The 18,893-nt window shown below is 72.3% G+C and carries 16 protein-coding genes; 10 read left to right on the forward strand and 6 right to left on the reverse strand.

The features are described from left to right. Positions 1 to 22 precede the first annotated feature (22 nt). Positions 23 to 745, reverse strand: coding sequence for a TioE family transcriptional regulator (locus tag ACH4S7_RS02095; RefSeq protein WP_398519113.1), 723 nt, complete (start codon positions 743 to 745; stop codon positions 23 to 25). A gap of 58 nt (positions 746 to 803) precedes the next feature. Between ACH4S7_RS02095 and ACH4S7_RS02100 the strand changes: the two genes are divergently transcribed. The 3 genes from ACH4S7_RS02100 to ACH4S7_RS02110 all read left to right on the forward strand — a co-directional run bounded on the left by ACH4S7_RS02100 (position 804) and on the right by ACH4S7_RS02110 (position 3,636). Then, positions 804 to 2,009, forward strand: coding sequence for an erythromycin esterase family protein (locus ACH4S7_RS02100; RefSeq protein ID WP_398519114.1), 1,206 nt, complete (start codon positions 804 to 806; stop codon positions 2,007 to 2,009). A 164-nt stretch (positions 2,010 to 2,173) separates the two neighbouring features. Continuing rightward, positions 2,174 to 2,773: a GNAT family N-acetyltransferase gene (locus ACH4S7_RS02105; protein WP_398519115.1), complete on the forward strand. Its 600-nt coding sequence runs from the start codon at positions 2,174 to 2,176 to the stop codon at positions 2,771 to 2,773. A 5-nt stretch (positions 2,774 to 2,778) separates the two neighbouring features. Further along, entirely contained in the window at positions 2,779 to 3,636 is an 858-nt protein-coding gene (locus tag ACH4S7_RS02110) for an MOSC domain-containing protein (RefSeq protein ID WP_398519116.1), read from the forward strand. A 35-nt stretch (positions 3,637 to 3,671) separates the two neighbouring features. On the opposite strand, the gene ACH4S7_RS02115 is transcribed toward ACH4S7_RS02110, so the two are convergent. Next, the gene (locus ACH4S7_RS02115) at positions 3,672 to 3,995 is read right to left on the reverse strand and encodes a hypothetical protein (protein ID WP_398519117.1); all 324 of its coding nucleotides are present in this window, start codon (positions 3,993 to 3,995) and stop codon (positions 3,672 to 3,674) included. A gap of 168 nt (positions 3,996 to 4,163) precedes the next feature. Then, positions 4,164 to 5,069 carry a Gfo/Idh/MocA family protein gene (locus ACH4S7_RS02120; protein WP_398519118.1) on the reverse strand — a complete coding sequence of 302 codons (906 nt, stop codon included), beginning with the start codon at positions 5,067 to 5,069 and terminating at the stop codon, positions 4,164 to 4,166. A gap of 317 nt (positions 5,070 to 5,386) precedes the next feature. Here ACH4S7_RS02120 and ACH4S7_RS02125 point away from each other — a divergent pair, with 317 nt between their 5' ends. From ACH4S7_RS02125 to ACH4S7_RS02140, 4 genes are all read left to right on the forward strand, one after another. After that, a complete protein-coding gene (locus ACH4S7_RS02125; protein WP_398519119.1) occupies positions 5,387 to 6,856 on the forward strand; it encodes a hypothetical protein in 1,470 nt (489 codons plus the stop codon). 59 nt (positions 6,857 to 6,915) lie between these two features. Beyond that, positions 6,916 to 8,067 (forward strand): ARPP-2 domain-containing protein, encoded by a 1,152-nt coding sequence (locus tag ACH4S7_RS02130; protein WP_398519999.1) that lies wholly within the window; start codon positions 6,916 to 6,918, stop codon positions 8,065 to 8,067. Positions 8,068 to 8,231: 164 nt separating this feature from the next. Next, the gene (glnII, locus tag ACH4S7_RS02135; RefSeq protein WP_398519120.1) at positions 8,232 to 9,251 is read left to right on the forward strand and encodes a glutamine synthetase; all 1,020 of its coding nucleotides are present in this window, start codon (positions 8,232 to 8,234) and stop codon (positions 9,249 to 9,251) included. Positions 9,252 to 9,668: 417 nt separating this feature from the next. Further along, a complete protein-coding gene (locus ACH4S7_RS02140) occupies positions 9,669 to 10,319 on the forward strand; it encodes a winged helix-turn-helix domain-containing protein (protein ID WP_398519121.1) in 651 nt (216 codons plus the stop codon). A 102-nt stretch (positions 10,320 to 10,421) separates the two neighbouring features. Here the strand turns inward: ACH4S7_RS02140 and ACH4S7_RS02145 are convergent, their stop codons facing one another. Beyond that, positions 10,422 to 12,092, reverse strand: coding sequence for a PepSY-associated TM helix domain-containing protein (locus tag ACH4S7_RS02145; protein WP_398519122.1), 1,671 nt, complete (start codon positions 12,090 to 12,092; stop codon positions 10,422 to 10,424). Positions 12,093 to 12,138: 46 nt separating this feature from the next. Beyond that, the gene (locus tag ACH4S7_RS02150) at positions 12,139 to 12,744 is read right to left on the reverse strand and encodes a hypothetical protein (RefSeq protein ID WP_398519123.1); all 606 of its coding nucleotides are present in this window, start codon (positions 12,742 to 12,744) and stop codon (positions 12,139 to 12,141) included. A gap of 349 nt (positions 12,745 to 13,093) precedes the next feature. On the opposite strand from ACH4S7_RS02150, the gene ACH4S7_RS02155 reads away from it, so the two are divergent. Then, complete coding sequence (locus ACH4S7_RS02155) at positions 13,094 to 14,089, forward strand: NAD-dependent epimerase/dehydratase family protein (protein ID WP_398519124.1); 996 nt, start codon at positions 13,094 to 13,096, stop codon at positions 14,087 to 14,089. Between the two features lie 138 nt (positions 14,090 to 14,227). Here ACH4S7_RS02155 and ACH4S7_RS02160 read toward each other — a convergent pair whose 3' ends face one another. Then, positions 14,228 to 16,375: an MMPL family transporter gene (locus ACH4S7_RS02160; protein ID WP_398519125.1), complete on the reverse strand. Its 2,148-nt coding sequence runs from the start codon at positions 16,373 to 16,375 to the stop codon at positions 14,228 to 14,230. A gap of 238 nt (positions 16,376 to 16,613) precedes the next feature. Here ACH4S7_RS02160 and ACH4S7_RS02165 point away from each other — a divergent pair, with 238 nt between their 5' ends. Both ACH4S7_RS02165 and ACH4S7_RS02170 read left to right on the forward strand, forming a co-directional pair. Further along, a complete protein-coding gene (locus tag ACH4S7_RS02165; RefSeq protein WP_398519126.1) occupies positions 16,614 to 17,885 on the forward strand; it encodes a histidine kinase in 1,272 nt (423 codons plus the stop codon). Continuing rightward, positions 17,870 to 18,517, forward strand: a complete 648-nt coding sequence (locus ACH4S7_RS02170; protein WP_398519127.1) for a LuxR C-terminal-related transcriptional regulator — start codon at positions 17,870 to 17,872, stop codon at positions 18,515 to 18,517. Before ACH4S7_RS02165 ends, ACH4S7_RS02170 begins: the two co-directional genes overlap by 16 nt. Positions 18,518 to 18,893 lie beyond the last annotated feature (376 nt).

An 18,893-nucleotide genomic window follows, 5' to 3' on the forward strand; every position in this document is an offset into this window, starting at 1 on the left:
AGTGGGCCGGCCGCCGACCGGCTCAGCCGCGCTCGCGGAGGTACGCCTCCAGTGCGGCGGCGCCGGTCAGCATCGACCGGCCGCGGTCGGACAGCCGCGCGCGCCAGTCGCCGAGTGCGGCCTCCAGTGGTTCCCGTCCGCCGGCCGACCGCACCTGGGCGAGCAGCGGGGCGATCCGCTCCAGCAGATAGCCGCCCCGCCTGAGCTGGTGGGCCAGCCGGGCGTCCCGTACATCGGCCTCGTCGTAGACGCGGTACCCGGTCAGCGGGTCGCGGCGGGGGCTGAGCAGTCCGGCGCGCTCCCACTTCCGCAGCGTCGCGGGCCCGATGCCCAGCTCCCCCGCCAGCGGCCCGATGAATGTGCCGCCCGATCCGGACGGCGCCGGGCCGGGGTCGGGTGCCAGATCGCGGAGGGCGCTCTCCACGGCCTGGAGTGTCCGTCGGTCGTCCAGCAACCGGGCATGGCTCTCGTCGATGAGACGGAACGCGTCATCGGTCGCGCCGGTGTGCACGGCCTGCATGATCGACGTCGCCGTCCGGTGGCCATGGCCCGGAACGAGGGCGAGGAACGCGCCCAGGGCCCGCGCGTGCCGCGGGGTGTAGGTGCGGTACCCGTGGGGAGTGCGATCGGCGGCCGGGAGGATGCCGGCCGCCTCGTAATTCCGGACGGCCTGCGTGGAGAGACCGTGTCCGCGCGCCAGGTCAATCGGCCTGAGCCGATCGCTGTTTTGAAGGTTTCGCCCCATGGAGCCGACGATATCGCGGCAAAGTTTCCACGGAAGGTTCAACGATACCGTTGAATGCATGGCTCCTGACATCACGGACACCGCCCATGCCGTCGACGCCGCCGCCGTCCTGAAGCTGTTGCCGGCCCGGCCGCGGCTGCTCGCCCTGGGCGAGCCCACCCATGGCGAGGACACCCTGCTCGAACTGCGCAACGACGTCTTCCGGCAACTGGTCGATGAGGGCTACCGGACGATCGCGATCGAGAGCGACTGCCTGCGGGGCCTGATCGTGGACGACTACGTCATCTCGGGCACGGGCACCCTCGACGAGGTCATGGAGCGCGGATTCAGCCATGGGTTCGGCGCGTCCGCGGCCAACCGCGAACTCGTGCGCTGGATGAGGGCGTACAACGACGGCCGACCGTCGTCCGAGTGGCTCCGTTTCGCCGGTTTCGACGGCGCGCCGCTGGAGATCACCGGCGCCACGAGCCCCCGGGCGGCCCTCACCGCGCTCCACGGCTACCTTTCGGCCCGGGTGGACGCGGATCTGCTCCCCTGCACCGCGGAGACGCTCGACCAACTGCTCGGCGCGGACGACCGGTGGACCGAGCCCGCGGCGGCCAGGGACCCGTCCCGGTCCGTGGGGCAGTCGGCCGAGGCCAAGGAACTGCGGCTGCTCGCCGATGATCTGGTGGCGCTGCTCGACGCGCGGACACCGCAGCCGATCACGGCGGATTCGCGCGAGGAGTGGGACCGGGCGCGGCTGTACGGGCGCACGGCCAAGGGCCTGTTGCGCTCCCACTTCTGGATGGCCGACACATCGCCGGGCCGCATGGCTGAGCTGCTGGGCCTGCGGGACCAGATGATGGCGGACAACCTCCTCGCCATCGCCGAGCGGGGCCCGGCGCTGGTCCATGCGCACAACCTCCACCTCCAGCGGGAGAAGAGCCGGATGCGGATGGGGGGCCGGTGGCTGGAGTGGTGGAGCGCGGGCGCGGTCGTGAGCGCCCGTCTGGCCGAGGGGTACGCCTTCCTGGCCACGGCCATCGGCACGATCCGGCACCAGGGGGTGGACACCCCGGCGCCGGACACCGTCGAAGGGCTTCTGTACGCGCTCCCGGTGGACCGCTGTGTGGTCGACACCGACCGGCTGGCCGGCGTCATCGGCGACACACGGCCCGCGCCCCGGGAGTCCCCCTACTACGGATACATCCCCTATGACCCGACGCACCTGGCCGGAGACGACGGGATCGTCTTCATCAAGGACATCCCGCCGAGCCAGTGACCCGCCCAGCCCGTGACCCAGCCCGTGACCCGGGTCGGGGATACGGGTCGGGGATACGGGGCGGGGATGCGATGGCCGGATACGCCTCGCCGCCAGGGCGTTCTGTTTTGCAGTAGTGCAATAATTGTTTGCAGCTAGTGCAGGAAGCGGCTAGCGTCTGCGGTATGCCCGCGATTCCCCCCTCGCCCACCGTTCTCACCGGCGAGCACATCCGCCTCGAACCCCTGACCATGGCGCATCTCCCCGACCTCTTCGCCGCCGGCGGCGGGGACGAGGAGATCTGGCGCTGGCAGGGCGGGCCCACCCCGTACACCGAGGACGCGTTGGGCGTGAAGCTCCGCGAGGTGCTCGATGAGGCGGAGCGGGGGGTGTATGTGCCCTTCGCCGTCGTCCACCGGGCGACCGGGCGGGCCATCGGCTGGACCAGCTATCTGGACATCGACGCGGCGGACGAGCGGCTGGAGATCGGCTGGACCTGGTACGGCCGGGACCACTGGCGCACCGCGGTCAACACCGAGACCAAACTCCTGCTGCTCACGCACGCCTTCGACGAGTTGGGCATGGGTCGGGTACAGCTCAAGACCGACCATCTCAACGAGCGCTCCCAGGCCGCCATCGCCCGCATCGGCGCCCGGCGCGAGGGAGTGTTGCGGCGGCACCGGCGCCGGCCCGACGGCAGTTGGCGGGACTCGGTCTACTTCTCCGTACTCGCCGAGGAGTGGCCCTCGGTCAAGACGCGGCTCAGCGCGCGCCGGGGCCGGTGAGCGGCGTGGGGATCACCGTACGGAGACTCACGTACTACCCGGTGAAGGGCTGCGCGGGTACGGAGGTCAGCTCCGCGCACGTGGGAGTGACGGGCCTGGAACACGACCGCACCTTCATGGTCGTGGCCGAGGCGGATGGTTCCTTCCGCAGTCAGCGCACCCAGCCCGCCATGGCCGCCGTCCGACCCGCGATCACCGATGGCGGTGCGGGGCTGCGGCTCGCCGCCGACGGGATCGAGACCCTCTGGCTGGCGGTCGAACCGGAGGGCGAGCGGCGGCCGGTGAGCATGTTCGGGCGGCCGATCGGCGAGGGGGTGGACCAGGGGGAGCCGGCGGCCGCGTGGTTCTCCGAGGTGCTCGGCGCCGCCTCCCGCCTGGTGCGGGTGCCCCTGGACTTCGACCGTGACGGCTGGGGCGAGACCCCCGGCAAGGTCGGCTTCGCCGACGCGCACGCCCTGCTCATCGCCTCACAGGCGTCCCTCGACGGTCTCAACGCCCGCATCGGGGCGCACGGCGCCGAACCGGTGCCGATGGACCGCTTCCGGCCGAACATCGTCCTCGACGGCTGCGCCGAACCGCATGCCGAGGACGAGATGCGCCGGCTGACCACCGGATCGGTGGAACTCGCCTACGCGGCACGGGCGACGAGGTGCGCGGTCCCGATGGTCGACCAGCTCACCGGCGCACGGATGGGGCCCGAGCCGATCCGCACGCTCGCCACCTACCGGCGCGAGCCCGAATACCAGAACAAGGTCAGCTTCGGGATGAAGGCGGCGGTCGTCCGCCCCGGTGTCGTCGCCGTGGGCGATTCCGTGCAGGTGGTCTGGAAGGACACCGCATCGGCCGCTGAGCGGATGACCTGACGGAGCCCCGCCGCCCGGAGGCGGCGGGGCCGGACTCAGCGGCCGTAGCGGATCAGGGCCCGGACCATCCGGCAGGTGGTGTCCGACGGCGGGTGCGATCCGATCCGGGACGCTGTGGAGCGTATCCGTACATTGTCGGCGGTGGCCGGGTGGTAGACGCCCGAGTCGAGCAGGGCGATGGCCAGCCGCATCGCCTTCAGTCGGCGGTTGTGCGTCACATACCACTCGCGCGGCTGCCCCGGGGGCAGCGGTGCCTTCCGCGGCGGGTGGTCGGCGGACTGTTCCACGTCGGTGTTCGCTGTCGTCTTCGTCGGCTTGGTCGTCTTGGTCGGCTTCGTGGTGAGTGTGGCTACGGCCATCGGCAACCTCCGGGCGCGCTGGTGGGGACCATCCCGAACTACTGCCCATTCTACCGGCCACCACTGACAATCGGCCCTGGTCGGAGGGCGTTTGGGCCCCTGGCCGGACGGTGATTCGGAGGGGGTGCGGGGGCGGTACGGGGCAGGTCGGGGGCGGTCCCGGAACCGTCAGCCGAGCTGGGCCTCCGCCGCCGCCAGGATCTCCGTCAGCCGCAGTCCGAACCGCACGTCACAGGCGTGCGGTTCGCCGGTGCGGGCCGCCACCCGCAGCTCGTCCACGGCCGTACGGAACGACGTGACCGCGTCATTCCACGGCGGCAGCACCGCCCGCCCCTGCTCACCCGCGAGTTCGACACTGACCCCGGACGCCTTCGGCGGCGCGGCCAGCGCCAGGGTGACCGTGCTCGAAGCGCCGGAGGTGTGCCGGAGCACCAGATGGGTCGTCCCCGCGGGCCCGCGCGCGGCGGTCACCCCGGTCACATCGCCGAGCACCGGAATGAGCACGGACAGCACATGCGGCCCGAGGTCCCACAGCCCGCCCTTCTCCCGCCGCCACGGCGACGCCGCGTAGGGGTTGTCGCCGCCCGGCGCGTACAGCGAGCCGAGCCACTGCGCGTGGGCGGTGAACCAGCCGCCGACCGCGGCCTGTTCGGCGATCCAGGGGTCGGTGTCCAGGGCGAACCGCAGGGTGCAGAAGACGATGGAGGCGACCCCGGCGCGCTCGGCGGCCTCGGCGGTCTCCCGTGCGGCGGCCACGGTCGTGGCGACCGGTTTGTCCAGCAGCAGATGGCAGCCGGCCGCAGCCGCGCGGGCCGCCAGCGGGGCCTGGATGTCGGGTGGCAGGGCGAACGCGGCGGCGTCGCAGGAGGCGAGGAGGGCGTCGATGCCGTCGTCACCGGTGTACGCGGATGTGCCGTGGCGGGCGGCGACGGCCTCGGCCGCCTCGGGGCGCCGCGCCCACACTCCGGCGAAGTCCACTCCGCCGTGGGCGGCGAGGGCGGGCGCCTGGGTCCGCTCCGCCCAGGGGCCGGCACCGAAGAGTCCGATACGCAGGGGCTTGGCGCGCTGTGTCATGGCCCCAGTCTGCCCGTCGCGACCCGGCCGCATCCGCCGAAATGCGCACCCCGGGGTCCTGTCGCGGACCGCGCGGAGCCGGTGGCGGGGACCAGAAATCCCCAGGACCCGCGCATGGCCCGAATGTTACGTTCTCCTGGCCGGCCGCGGGACTGGCGCGACTTCCGAGACATGCCTTTGAAGCACTGATTTCGCCGTTCGCGCCCTCATTCCCCGGCCGGCTTCCATGAAGTCGTCCTGAGGGTTGCTCGAAGGAGCGCCGTCCGCCCGCCAGCCGGACGGGACTCTTCCGTCACGACCCGCCGAGGGGGGAGAAGATGGCCGAGACCTTCGCCGACCTGATCGCGGCCGAGGACATCCTGCTGCTGGTGAACGCCGCGATCACGGCCACCGGGCAGCGCGAGTTCCGTACGGACGAGTGGGAGCAGCGGCTGTCACTCGGCTTTCTCCACGAATACGTACGAGTCAATTACCGGCCCGTGTACGCGGCAGTGCTCGCCCTCGACATCAACGACCACAACGCCGCTCTGATCATCGAGCAGTTGCTGCGTTCGGCCGGGGACGCGAGCGCGGCGGAGAAGCGGGTGGAGGGCGGGCTGATCGCCGCGCGGCTGGCCGTGCTGCCGCCGCAGCGCGTCTACCGGCTGTTCCGGGCGCTGCGCGCAGCCAAGGTCAACAACCGTCGTACGCGGGCGATCCAGCGGGATTGGCTGGCGGCGCGCCCCGATCTCGGCCTTGACGCGGTGAAGTACCGCCGGGGGCTGAAGACCGTCGCCCGGCACACGCATCTCCCGCTCACGCCCCGCACCTGCACCAGCACCGGCACCGGCACCGGCACCGGCACTGTCAGCGACGGGGAGCTCGGGGACTTCCTCTTCCGTCCCGGCCGGCGCACCCGTTACGCCCATCCCCGCCTCGACGCCCACCGGCGCGCCCGCTACGAACGGTCGGCCCTCTATGACCTCCCGTACACCGTCGCCGAGGGCTTCGCCGCCCGGCACGGGGTCCCCCGCGAGACCTTCCTCCGGGACATCGCACCCCGGATGACCCGCCAGGAGCGGCTCCGTACCCAGAACTCCGGCCCGGCAACCGATCTCACCGTGATGCCCCTGACCCGGCTCGCGGGCTATGTCCTCTCCCTCCCCGCCGAGCGGCGCGCGGCCCGGCGCGCGGAGCTGACGGACGCGCTGCGGGCCGCCGCTCGGCGGGCGGCCGGTCCACACGTCGGGAGCTGGGGGCGCGTCTCCGCCGTGCTGGACGACAGCTATTCGTCGTACGGGTCCGGGGTGAAGCCGCGCCGTCCGCTCGCGGTCGCGCTGGGTGCGCACTACCTGCTGGCCGCGCTGGCCGGTTCGTACCGCGCGCACTGGACCTCGGGCTGCCGTGATCCGCTGCTGGTTCGGCCCTGGGGGGCGAGCCCGCTCGGCACCCGGATCCTGGACGCGCTGGAGGACGCCCCGGAGCGGCTGGTGATCGTCTCGGACGGCTGGGACAACGCACCGCCCGGTCTCGCCGGTGAGGTGCTGCGGATCTGGCGCACCCGGCTCGACCCCGAGCGCCGGACGAGTGTCGTCCATCTGAACCCCGTATACGACGCGGACGGATTCGATGTGCGCCGGCTGTCGCCGAGCGTGCCGACCGCCGGCGTCCGGGACGCGGAGGATCTGGCGGCGCTGGTGGAGATCGCGCAGTTCGCCGAGGGGCGCACCGGACTGGCCGAACTGCGGGCGTATCTGGACCGCCGTACCGCGAGCTTTCTCGACCGCCACCGGGGAGGGGCCCGATGACCAGACCGACGGCACCGAACACACCCACCACGCCGAACACGACGCCCGCGCTGACCTCGCTGACCTCGCTGGATCTGACCGGGCTGACGACGATGCCCGCGCAGGTCTGGGGCGCCGTCCGGCTGGTGCCGCTGGTACGGGAGGCGCCGGTGGACGGGCTGCGGCTGCGGCACGAGATCTACGGTCCGGGGTACGGCGAGGTCGAGACCGGCCCCCGGAGCCGCTACCTCTCGTACATCCCGCACGGCTTCGTCGCGGACTGGTCGGGCGACGGCGGCCGGTCCGCCGCGTACGGGACCCAGCTCGGCGACGCGCCTCCGGCGTGTGTCCCCGTACGGCGCCACCACCGGCTCGCCAAGCGCCAGCGGCAGGACGGCGCGGCCGAGCGGCGGTTGCGTTTCCTGCCCCTCCACCTGGCGCTGGACGGCTATCTCTCCCTCCACTTCGGCGGCCCGTCCGTCGTCTGGGACGAATGGTCACAGCGGGCGGTGCGCCAGGGGCTGTCGCCGCGCGCCGAGGCCGCGTACACGGGCCGGCAGGTGCGGGGGCTCGCCGAGGCGCTGCGGGTCTTCGAGATCCATCCGGGGCAGTGCGGTGTGCTGGTGTACACGGCGGACGCGCTCGCCGCGGCCTTCGTCGTACCGCATCCGGCCGATTACCGGGCGCTGCATCCGTCGCTGATCGAGGATCTGTACGGAGAGGTGGTGCATCAGTACGCGCTCTTCGGCGGCCCGGTGCCCGACTTCGAGACCCGGCTCCGGGATCGCTCGGTGACGACGCTCACGGAGCTGCGGGCGGCGGCGCGGGAAGCGGAGCGGGAGTGGGCGCGGAGCCATGACACGCTGCTGGCTGGGCGGCTGCTCGACGCCTCGTACCGGTATGAACGCGTCTACGCGATGGAGGCGTTCACGCTCTGGCGATTCCTGCCGTCGTTCCGACGCGGGGAGCCGGAGCAGCACATCGGCGAGGTGATCACCGACCACAAGGGTCGGGCGGCGTATCTGAAGACGTTCCGGCTCTCCGACGCGCAGATCAGGCGCGGGTATCTGCTGGACCGGCTGCATGATCACGACTGGCATCCGGGGCGTACGGCCGAGGCGATGGGCACCACGCTCAGCGATCTCGTCCGCAGGATCACGGATGCGGGGTTCGCGTCACTGCTCAAGCACGGCGCCGAAACGGGGCGGATCGGCAGGAACCGGGCGAGGTAGTCGCCCGGCCGGCGAGGCGGCGGGGAGCGGGGGGCGTTCCGGCCCCCACCCGCCCCCTCCGTAACACGGGGTTCACAATCGGGCAACGGGTGGGAAATCCCGAATTGCGAAGCTGCGCCGTATAACCACCGCACCCGCGGCAGAGCGCACAAGGATGAGGCCCCGTGACCTTCAAGGCTGAGTACATCTGGATCGACGGCACCGAGCCGACCGCCAAACTGCGTTCGAAGACGAAGATCCTCCCGGACGGGGCCGAGCTGCCCATCTGGGGCTTCGACGGATCGAGCACCAACCAGGCCAAGGGTCACGCATCCGACCGGGTGCTGCGGCCGGTCCACACCTGTCCCGACCCGATCCGCGGCGGTGACCACCTGCTGGTGCTGTGCGAGGTCCTCAACACGGACATGACCCCGCACGAGTCCAACACCCGCGCCGAGCTGGTCGAGATCGCCGAGCGGTTCGCCGCGCAGGAGCCGATCTTCGGGATCGAGCAGGAGTACACCTTCTTCCAGGGCGACCGTCCGCTCGGCTTCCCGGCCAACGGCTTCCCCGCACCGCAGGGCGGCTACTACTGCGGTGTCGGCGTGGACGAGATCCACGGCCGCGATGTCGTGGAGGCGCACCTCGACAACTGCCTCACCGCGGGCCTCGGCATCTCCGGCATCAACGCCGAGGTGATGCCCGGCCAGTGGGAGTTCCAGGTCGGCCCGCTGCCGCCGGTCGTCGTCGCCGACCAGCTCTGGATCGCGCGCTGGCTGCTCTACCGCACCGCCGAGGACTTCGGCGTGGCGGCGACGCTGGACCCGAAGCCGGTCAAGGGCGACTGGAACGGCGCGGGCGCGCACACCAACTTCTCCACGAAGGCGATGCGCGAGGGGTACGACGCCATCATCACGGCCTGCGAATCGTTGGGCGAGGGCTCCAAGCCGCTCGACCACGTCAAGAACTACGGCGCGGGCATCGACGACCGGCTCACCGGTCTGCACGAGACCGCGCCGTGGAACGAGTACACCTACGGAGTCTCGGACCGGGGCGCCTCGGTCCGCATCCCGTGGCAGGTGGAGCAGGAAGGCAGCGGCTACATCGAGGACCGCCGTCCGAACGCCAACGTCGACCCGTACGTGGTGACGCGGCTGATGGTGGACACCTGCTGCGCGGCGCTGGAGAAGGCCGGCCAGGTCTGAGCACCGCGAACGACGTGAAGTGAGGGGCGCCCCGCCGACTGCGGCCGGGCGCCCCTCACTTGTCTCCCGCACGTGCCTCTCTCACCTGTCCCCGCACCTGGCTCCCGCCGCGCCGTACCCTGCCGGCGTCCTCTGCTTGGACAGCGCGTCTCGGTACGTGAGAGGGACCCTCGTTCGCACCGTGTTCATCTGATTCAATGAGCCCATGGCCGGCTTCGAGAACCACGTGACAGGTCCCAGCGACCTCGAACCCTTCTGGCCATCCCGGCAGCACCACGACTTCGACCGGGTGTGTTGCCGCGCGGTGCACGCGCAGGCCCTCTAAAGCCGCTCGGCCGGCCTTTGGCCAGCGCGCACGACGTACGTCCGTCCCTCACGACTCGACGACTCCTCCGCGCGAAAGAGAGCTGACCTCTCATGGCGAACCCACGCCCCTTCTCCGCAGTCCCCGCCGCTGCGTCCATGTCCTCAGCGCCGACCGCCAAGAACCTGGCCAATGGCGCGAAGGCCGTCAACTCAGGGGCCCTCAATCCCACCCGGCACCGGCTGCGCGCCATCGACCGGGACGAGGTCGTACCGCTGGGCGGCCCCGGTTCCGGCTCCGTGGATGTGACGGACTTCCTGCCGCCGGGGGCCACCTGGCTCCCCGCACCGCAGCACAATGTGCCCAGCCTGCCCGGCCGTCCGCCGATGCTCGGCTATCTCGTCCTCGTACCGGTGGACCAGCACGCCCCCGCCGCCGCGCTCGCACCGCGGTCCGCGTCCGTCGCCGTCGCCGTCGAGGAGGCGGGGCCGGTACGGATCGACACGGCGGAGCGGATCGCCCTGGTGAACGGGCGGGCGCTGGACCTGACATACCTGGAGTTCGAGCTGCTGGCCCATCTGGTGGCGCACCCGCACCGGGTGCACACCCGGGACCAGTTGGTGACGACCGTCTGGGGGTACGGGCACGTGGGCGACGGCCGCACCGTCGACGTCCATGTGGCCAGGCTCCGCCGCAAGCTGGGTGCGGAGCACCGCCACACCATCCAGACCGTACGGCGCGTCGGGTACAAGTACGCGCCGTGAGTGCCGGGGCCCCCGGCGCGCGCACCTGGCGCCGGGGGCCCCTCACTCTCCGGGTCAGCCGCGGACCGACCTCCCGGGTCAGCCGCGGACCGACTCTCTGGGTCAGGTGCGAGCCCGGACCCTCGCTACCGCGCCCACGGCAAGGTCGAACACCAGGAACGCCGCCAGGGTGACGCCCAGCAGTGGGACGAACCAGGCGACGAGCGCGGTGACCGCGGCGATCGGCAGCAGGGCGGTCAGCGGGATCCGGCGCCAGGTGCCACGCGGCACGGGACGCCCGCCGAACCGCCGGGACCGCGCCGCGCCGCCACTGGCCTTCGGGCCGCCACCGGTCTGCGCGGTGCCTGCTGAGGCGCCGGGAGCGTTGGCCGTGCCGGCAGCCTGTGTGGCCGTGCCGGCGTCGGTGGTCTCGTCGGCCTTCGCGGTGCCGACAGCCTGCGCGGCCCCACTGGTCTCACCGACCCCACCGGTCTCACCGGCCTTCGCGGCGCCAGCGGCCCTGGTGGCGCTCCGGCCCCTGGTCGGCCTGCGCAGCCACCACATGCGGTAGCCCCACACGATCAGCAGGATGAGCGCGAGGGCGAGCGCGGCCAGCGCGAGCTGGTTGGGCAGCCCCAGGAACACGCCCATATGGGCGTCGATGCCGTAGCGGGTCAACTGGGCCAGCAGGGGGTAGTCGGCGAAGCGGAGGGTGTCCATGACCGTGCCGTCGGCCGGATTCACGGCGACCGAGTCGAGCTGGACGGGGAAGTGCGTGTCCCGCTCCTTGATCACATAGCCGGTGCCATCGACGGGCAGGGTGATCGCCAGTTCGCGGCCGATCCCGGCCGCGCGGGCGGACTCCAACGCGGCGTCGATACCGACGTCGGCGCCCTGGTGCGGTGCGGTGGCGCCGCCCCCGTGGCCCGCGTGCTCACCGGCCGGCGCGGCGGTGCCGCCCTCCAGCGCCGCCGAGACCGCGGGGGTGGACCCGCCGAGCTGGTCCTGGACCGCGCCGATGTTCTCGCCCGCATAGCGCGACCAGGTCAGTCCGGTCGCGGAGAGCAGCACCAGACCGACCACGGCCCACAGGCCGACCGTGCCGTGCCAGGAGAGCGTACGGCGGCGGCCCTTGGCCCCGCGTTCGGGCACGAACAGGGCGCGCTTGCCGCGCCGGCCGCGCCCCAGCCAGAGCAGCAGGCCGCCGAGCGCGACGACCCAGAGCCAGCTCGCGGCCAGCTCGCTGTAGTAGCGGCCGAACTCACCGAGGTGGAGATCCCGGTGCAGTTCGTCGAGCCAGCTACGCAGCGGGAGGGCGCCCGAACCGCCGTACGAGGTCAGATCGCCGCGTATCTCCGCGGTGTACGGGTCGACGAAGACGGCGAGCGACTTGCCCTCATCGACGCCGGGCGCGTCCATGAGCACCCGTGTGGTCGCACCGTCCTCGGCGCCGGGCCAGACGGCGGTGACCGTGCCGTCGGGCCGGAACCCACGGGCGGCCTCGACCTGTTCGCCGAGCGGGAGCACCCGGTCGCCGACGGGGGCCGTCAGCTCATGGCTGTAGACGATCTTCTCGGCCTGGAGGGAGAGGGCGTAGAGCAGTCCGCTGGCGGCGGCGATCAGCAACAGGGGCGCGACCAGCAGGCCCGCGTAGAAGTGGATACGGAGGACGAGGGGGCGCAGCGCGCTCCAGGTGGAGGAACCGGCGGCGGACTCCCGTTCGGTCTCGGTGGTGGCGGTGTCAGCGACAGGGGTGCTGTCGGAGGTGCCCTGGGCAGGGCTGTCAATGGCCATGGTGATCCTGGGATTCGACGTCGACATGGGGGAATCGGCCCCCGGGTCAGACGGCTGCTCCAGGGGCCGTGGCACGGGTCACGAGCCATGCCGGCGGCCCACGGCGCACCACGCTGTGGCCGAGCAGCGGACCGTGCCGACGGGCGACTCCGGGCCGTCGGGGGGTCGGTGGCCGGGGCGTTTCCGGCAGTCGTACGAGGGCGAGCAGCAGCAGCGACGGGGTGAAGGCGAGGTCGGCGACGGCGCGGGCCAGCCGGAGGAAGGCGGCCTCGCCCCGGGCGAGCCAGAGACCGCAGACGGTGGCGGCGAGGAGATGGGCGGCGATCATGGCGCCGGTGTCCGGGAGGTCCGCGGCGGGCGGCGGGGCGTGATGGGTGGCCGGGGCGGGCGCGCCGTGCAGTCCGGCGCGGGCGAAGACCAGGTGGAGGGCGCCCTGTACGGCGAGCAGGCCGAGCCCGATGGCGAGGGAGCCACGGCGGCGGGCGGCGCCGAGCCAGGCGACGGCGGTGGTGGCGATGAGGGCGGGGAGGAGGATACGGAGGGGGATGTCATGACCAGATGCGAACGAATGCCCCATCGCAGCCAAGGAGACGCAGATCGCCGCGAAGAGGGCGGCACGCAGGGCGCGCAGGGGCGACCGGGCGTCAGTCATGGTGGGCACATGCTGCCATCTCCGGGGCGGGAGTGGCAGGGGGTGGCCCCTGCGATGTGCTGGCCACGGCCGTCTCGGCGGGTGTTGGGCACGTGGTGCCATCCATGAGCCGGTCGGCGTCGGGAAATCGCGCGCTCTTCGGGCATCGTCTCGGGTGGGGCGCCGCTGGCGACGCATCGCAATCGGTCCGGTCCGACCCCGCCCGACCCGCGAGCTCCGGTCCGGGGACCGCCGGGGAGAGCTTCCGAGGGGCTCCCGGGGGCGCGCTCCCGGCCATGGATCGGGCGTCCCGCTCTCCCAGCAGCAGAATCCCCTGGCACCCGGGCCCCGCGCCGCGCAGAGTCGTCCCATGAGACTTCTGATACTGGGTGGTACCGAATTCGCCGGACGTGCCGTCGTCGAGTCCGCGCTCGCGCGGGGCTGGGACGTCACCGTCTTCCACCGGGGGCGCCACCCCGCCCCGGCCGGTGTCACCGAACTGCTCGGTGACCGCACCCGGCCCGACGGACTGGACGCCCTCGCCGAGGGCGAGTGGGACATCGTGGTCGACACCTGGTCCGCCGCGCCCCGGGTCGTGCGGGACTCTGCCCGGCTGCTCGCGGATCGGGTCGGGCGGTATGTGTACGTATCGAGTTGTTCGGTGTATGCATGGCCCATCGCCGTCGGGTTCGACGAGTCCGCGCCGGTGGTCGAGGGATCACCGGACGACGGCGACGTCCCGTACGCGGAGGCCAAGCGCGGCGGCGAACTGGCGGCCGTGCAAGCCTTCGGCGACGAGCGGTCGCTGCTGGTGCGCGCGGGGCTGCTCATCGGGCCGTGGGAGAACGTCAGACGACTGCCCTGGTGGCTGGAGCGGATCGCGCGGGGCGGTCCGGTGCTCGCACCGGAGCCGCGCGACAATCCGATCCAGTACGCCGATATCCGCGATCTGGCCGAGTGGATCGTCACGGGCGCGGAGGCCGGGCTGAGTGGACCGTACAACCTGGCGAGTGCGCCGGGGCACGCGACCATGGAGGAGTTGCTCACCGCGGCGGTCCGGGTGACGGGCTCGGACGCGGAGCTGCGCTGGACGCCCGCCGCGGACATCCTGGCGGCGGACGTCGAACCGTGGACCCATCTCCCGATCTGGGTACCGCCGACCGAAGAGGCGGAACTGCACAACTCCGTCTTCGGGCTGGGTGTCGCCAAGGCGCTCGACACGGGCCTGCGGTGCCGCCCGGTGGCCGAGACGGTCGCGGACACCTGGTCCTGGCTCCAGTCGATCGGCGGCACTCCGCCGCAGCGGCCGGACCGCACCTCGGCGCGGCTGACCCCGGAGGCGGAGGCGAAGCTGCTGGGGGCGTGAGACAACCCCTCGGCGCGGCTGCCCCTGGAGGTGGAGGCGAAGCCGCTGGAAGCGTGAGACATGCCGGTCCCCGCACCCACCGGGGAGGAAGGGTGCGGGGACCGGGGACCGGGGGGCCAGGGAGACGAAGGGCCGCGGTCAGCGGCCGGCCGGTACGGGTGCCGCGTGGCGGCCCGTCGACTCCGGCTCGCCGTGCTCCAGCGTCGGCAGCCGCCGCAGCGCCTTCGGGGTGCGCCAGTTCCGCTCGCCCAGCAGCGCCATCACGGACGGCAGCAGGACCATCCGTACGATCGTCGCGTCCAGCAGGACCGCGACGGCCAGGCCGACGCCCATCTGCTTCATGTCCTGCATGGTCAGGGTGCCGAAGACCGCGAAGACCGCCACCATGATGGCCGCCGCTCCGGTGACCGCGCCGGCCGTGCGGCGGATGCCCTCGCTGATGGCCCCGCCGGTGTCCAGGCCCCGGTCGCGGGCCTCGCGGATCCGGGAGACCACGAAGACGTGGTAGTCCATCGAGAGGCCGAACAGCACCACGAGGACGAAGAGCGGCATCCAGCTCTGGATCGCGCCGACCGCTTCCGTGCCGACCAGGGACGCGCCCCAGCCGTGCTGGAAGACGGCGACCATCACCCCGTAAGCGGCGGCGACCGAGAGCAGGTTGAGGAGGATGGAGGTGACGGCGATGACGTAGGACCGGAAGCAGAACAGCATCAGCAGGAACGTCACCCCGGTGATGAAGACGAAGACGGGCACGATGCCCCGCTTGAGCTGATCGTTGAAGTCGACGGACTCCGCGAGGTCACCTCCGACGTGGACCTCCGCGCCGGTGCCGTCGAACGCGGCGGGCACGGTCTTCTCGCGCAGCGTGGCCAGCGCGTCCTGGGAGCGGCCGTCGCTGCCGTTCCCGGCGAGGGGCACCTCGATCTCGGCGATGCCGGACTCCTCGTGGAGGGTGACCCGGTCGAAGGCGGCGAGCGCCGCACGCATCCGCTCGGAGCCGAGGTCCTCGGATTTCACCACCACCCGGGCGGGCTCGGGCCCACCGGGGAACGCCTCGGTGATCTTCTTGTGCGCGATGGAGAGCGCCGCGTCGGAGCCGAACTGCTTCTCCCAGCCGAGCTGTTCGGTCTTCATGCCCAGCGCGGGGGCGGCGAGCGCGAGCAGCAGGGTGACGCCGAGGACGGCGAACAGCTTCGGCCGGGCCAGTACGGGCCGGATCATGGCCCCGGCCAGCGCCCCGCTCTCCCGCGTGCCCCGCTTGGAGCGGCGGTTCAAGAAGGGCACCCGGCCAGCGTCGATCCGGTCGCCCAGCCAGGCCAGCAGCGCGGGCAGTACGGTCACGGAGCCGAGCATCGCGATGAAGACGACGAGGATGGTGGCGAGCGCGAAGCCCTCGAAGAGCATCAGGCCGGAGAGGAACATCCCGGCCATGGCGACCATCACGGTGACACCGGAGACGAGGACGGCGCGCCCGCTGGTCGCGGCGGCGATCCGCAGCGCGGTCTCCGCGTCCCGACCGGCCGCCCGCTCGTCCCGCTCCCGGCGCAGGTAGAAGAGGCAGTAGTCGACGCCGACGGCCAGGCCCATCAGGAACATCACGGAGTACGTGGTCTGGAAGAGGTGGAGCTGGTGGCTGGCGAGGGAGAGCAGTCCGAAGGCGGCGGCGCAGGCGGTCAGCGCCAGGACGACCGGAAGCAGGGCCGCGACGACCGCGCCGAAGGCGACGAGCAGGATGCCGAGGGCCAGGGGTACGGCGGTGAGTTCGGCCTTGACGAAGTCCTCGGAGAGCAGATCACCGAGCCATTTCTCGGAGCTGGCCTGCCCGAACTGGTGCAACTCGACTTCGGCGTGGGCCCGGTCCACGTCCCGTACGGCGTCGAGCACCGGCCCCACCCGGTCGGGGGCCTGCTCCGAGTCGCCGGCGATCTCAAAGCTGATCAGCGCCTCCCGGCCGGACTGGGAGACGACCGGCGCCGCCACCGTGCGGACCTCGCCGGTCTCCCGGATCGCCGCGGTCAGCTCGGCCGCCGCGGGCTTCCAGGCCCCGGGGGTGGCGCCGCCGACCAGGACGAGTTCGCCGGCTGGCTGGTCCAGGCCGGCGTCGTCGAGGATCTTCTGGGCCCGGGCGGAGTCGCCGGTGCCCTGCTCGGACGCGGACATCTCGACCATGCCGGCCGCGCCGCCGATGCCCGCGGTGAGCACGACGAACAGCAGCCATCCGACGATCGCCGTCTTCCGGTGGTGTGCGCTCCACACACCGATGCGTGCCGCGAGGTTGCCCCTCATGATTCCTTCGCCCCCATGGGTCGGGCCGGGTGGCCCGGACGATCGCCGAGCAGGTCGAGTACGACGTTAGGAATCCACGCGCTCGCGTCCCAGCCGTCAGAACCCCCTCCCGCGGAGCCGTAGGGCGAGGCCCGGGGGGTGGTGCCAGCACCACCCTTATCCGGAGGCGGAACCCAGTGTCAGGGCTCCGTGGAGACGACACACTGGTGACCGAGTCGGAGAAAGCAGAGGACATCCCATGGTTGTGACGAAGGCACGCTCGGCGGCGGTCGCCGCCGCCCAGGGCCTGGCGCTGGCGCTGCTCGCGCTGGTCGGGTCGATCACGCTCTTCGTCCTGGCGGTGGTCTCCATCGCCCTGATCGTGGTCGGTGTCGGGGTCTTCACCACCCCGGCGATCCTGAAGCTGGTGCGGGCGCACGCGGACCGGCGCCGGTTGCTGGCCGCGGGATGGGCCTCGACGCGGATAGCCGTCACCCACCGCCCGTTCCCGCGCGATCTGCGGACCGGGATCACCGGACAGGTGGAGCGGTGCAGTCTGCTGCTGAAGGACCCGGCGACCTGGCGGGATCTCCAGTGGCTGCTGGTGGACATGACGGCGGGGGCGGTCGTCGCCCTGCTGGCGCCGGCGCTGGTCCTCTACGGGGTCTTCGGGCTGCTGCTGGCGGCCGGCCTCTGGGTGCCGCTCACGGAAGCCCTCGACGATCCCTACTGGTTCACCTTCATACCGGTGCAGGGCTGGCGCACCGGCGGGCTCGCCGGGCTGCTCGGCCTGGGGCTGCTGGCCCTGGCGGGGTACGCCAACCCCGCGTTGGTGCGGACCCACTTCACGATCGCGGGTTCGGTGCTCAGCCCCAACCGGGAGGGCGAGTTGGAGCAGCGCATCGACCGGCTCACCGAGACCCGTCATGACGCCCTGGACACCTCGGCGGCCGAACTGCGCCGCATCGAGCGCGATCTGCACGACGGAGCGCAGGCCCGGCTGGTGGCGGTGGGGATGAACCTCGGCACCGTCGAGGCGCTCATCGAGAAGGACCCGGAGCAGGCGAAGCTGCTGATATCGAGGGCCCGTGAGTCGTCGGCCGAGGCCCTCACCGAGCTGCGCGACCTGGTCCGGGGCATCCATCCGCCGGTGCTGGCGGAGCGCGGTCTCGGTGACGCGGTCAAGGCGCTGCTACTGCGGCTGCCGGTGGCGTCCGAGGTGGACGTGGAGCTGCGGGGCCGCGCGGAGGCGTCGGTGGAGTCCGCCGCGTACTTCGCGGTCAGCGAGGCGCTGACCAATGCGGTCAAGCACGCGGACGCGGACCGCCTCTGGGTGGATATGACGTACACGGACGGCGCGCTGCGGATCTCGGTCACGGACAACGGCAAGGGGGGCGCGGCGATCGGGGCGGGGTCGGGGCTGAGCGGCATCGAACGCCGACTCGGTACATTCGACGGCGTCCTGGCCGTCAGCTCTCCGGTGGGCGGCCCCACCATGGTCACCATGGAGATCCCTTGCGAGTTGTTCTAGCCGAAGACCTGTTCCTGCTCCGCGACGGCCTGGTGCGCCTGCTGGAGGCGTACGGCTTCGAGATACTGGCGGCGGTGGAGACCGGTCCCGAACTCTCCAGGGCGCTGGCCGAGTTGGAGCCGGATGTCGCGGTCGTGGATGTCCGGCTGCCGCCGTCGCACACGGACGAGGGCCTCCAGTGCGCGCTGGCGGCGCGCCGGGCGCGGCCGGGGCTGCCGGTGCTGGTGCTCTCGCAGCACGTGGAGCAGTTGTACGCGCGCGAGCTGCTGGCCGATGGCAACGGCGGGGTCGGGTATCTCCTCAAGGACCGGGTCTTCGACGCGGACCAGTTCATCGACGCGGTACGGCGGGTGGCGGCCGGGGGCACGGCGATGGACCCGCAGGTGATCGCGCAGTTGCTCTCCCGGCGCTCGCAGGACAAGCCGATGGGCGGGCTGACCCCGCGCGAGCTGGAGGTGATGGAGCTGGTGGCGGAGGGCCGTTCCAATGCGGCCGTGGCCGCGCAGTTGGTGGTGACGGAGCGGGCGGTGGCCAAGCACACCTCCAACATCTTCGGGAAGCTGGGGCTGCCGGTCTCCGACGACGACAATCGCCGGGTCCTGGCGGTGCTGGCCTATCTGGACCGCGGCTGAACCGACGCCCGAGCGGGGCCCGAGCGAGGCCCCCGGCCGGTGACCGTCCCTGACACGGTGGCCGCCACCGACCGGTGATCAACTGCGGCCCGGCCCCCGGTCACCCCCGGCCGGTGGCCACCCCCGGCCGGAAGCGGTTCCGGCCGTCGACGCCGCACCCGACGACGCCACGCCCGTCGCCCGCGCCTCCGGAGATACGCGCGGCGGCCGGCGCGAGCGCCCCAACCACCCGCACCGCGAGGGCCGTTCGCCGCGGACTCCGGCCGTCGTCACCCGCGTTCGGCCCTGGCGCCCCTGCCGCCCCCCTCCGGCGAGGGCTGACGCCGAGTAGCCTGCGCCACGCACGCACGGCTGTGATGTGGGTAACACGGAGGCA

This window comes from Streptomyces sp. NPDC020965, from assembly GCF_044333555.1.
Taxonomy (GTDB): Bacteria; Actinomycetota; Actinomycetes; order Streptomycetales; family Streptomycetaceae; genus Streptomyces.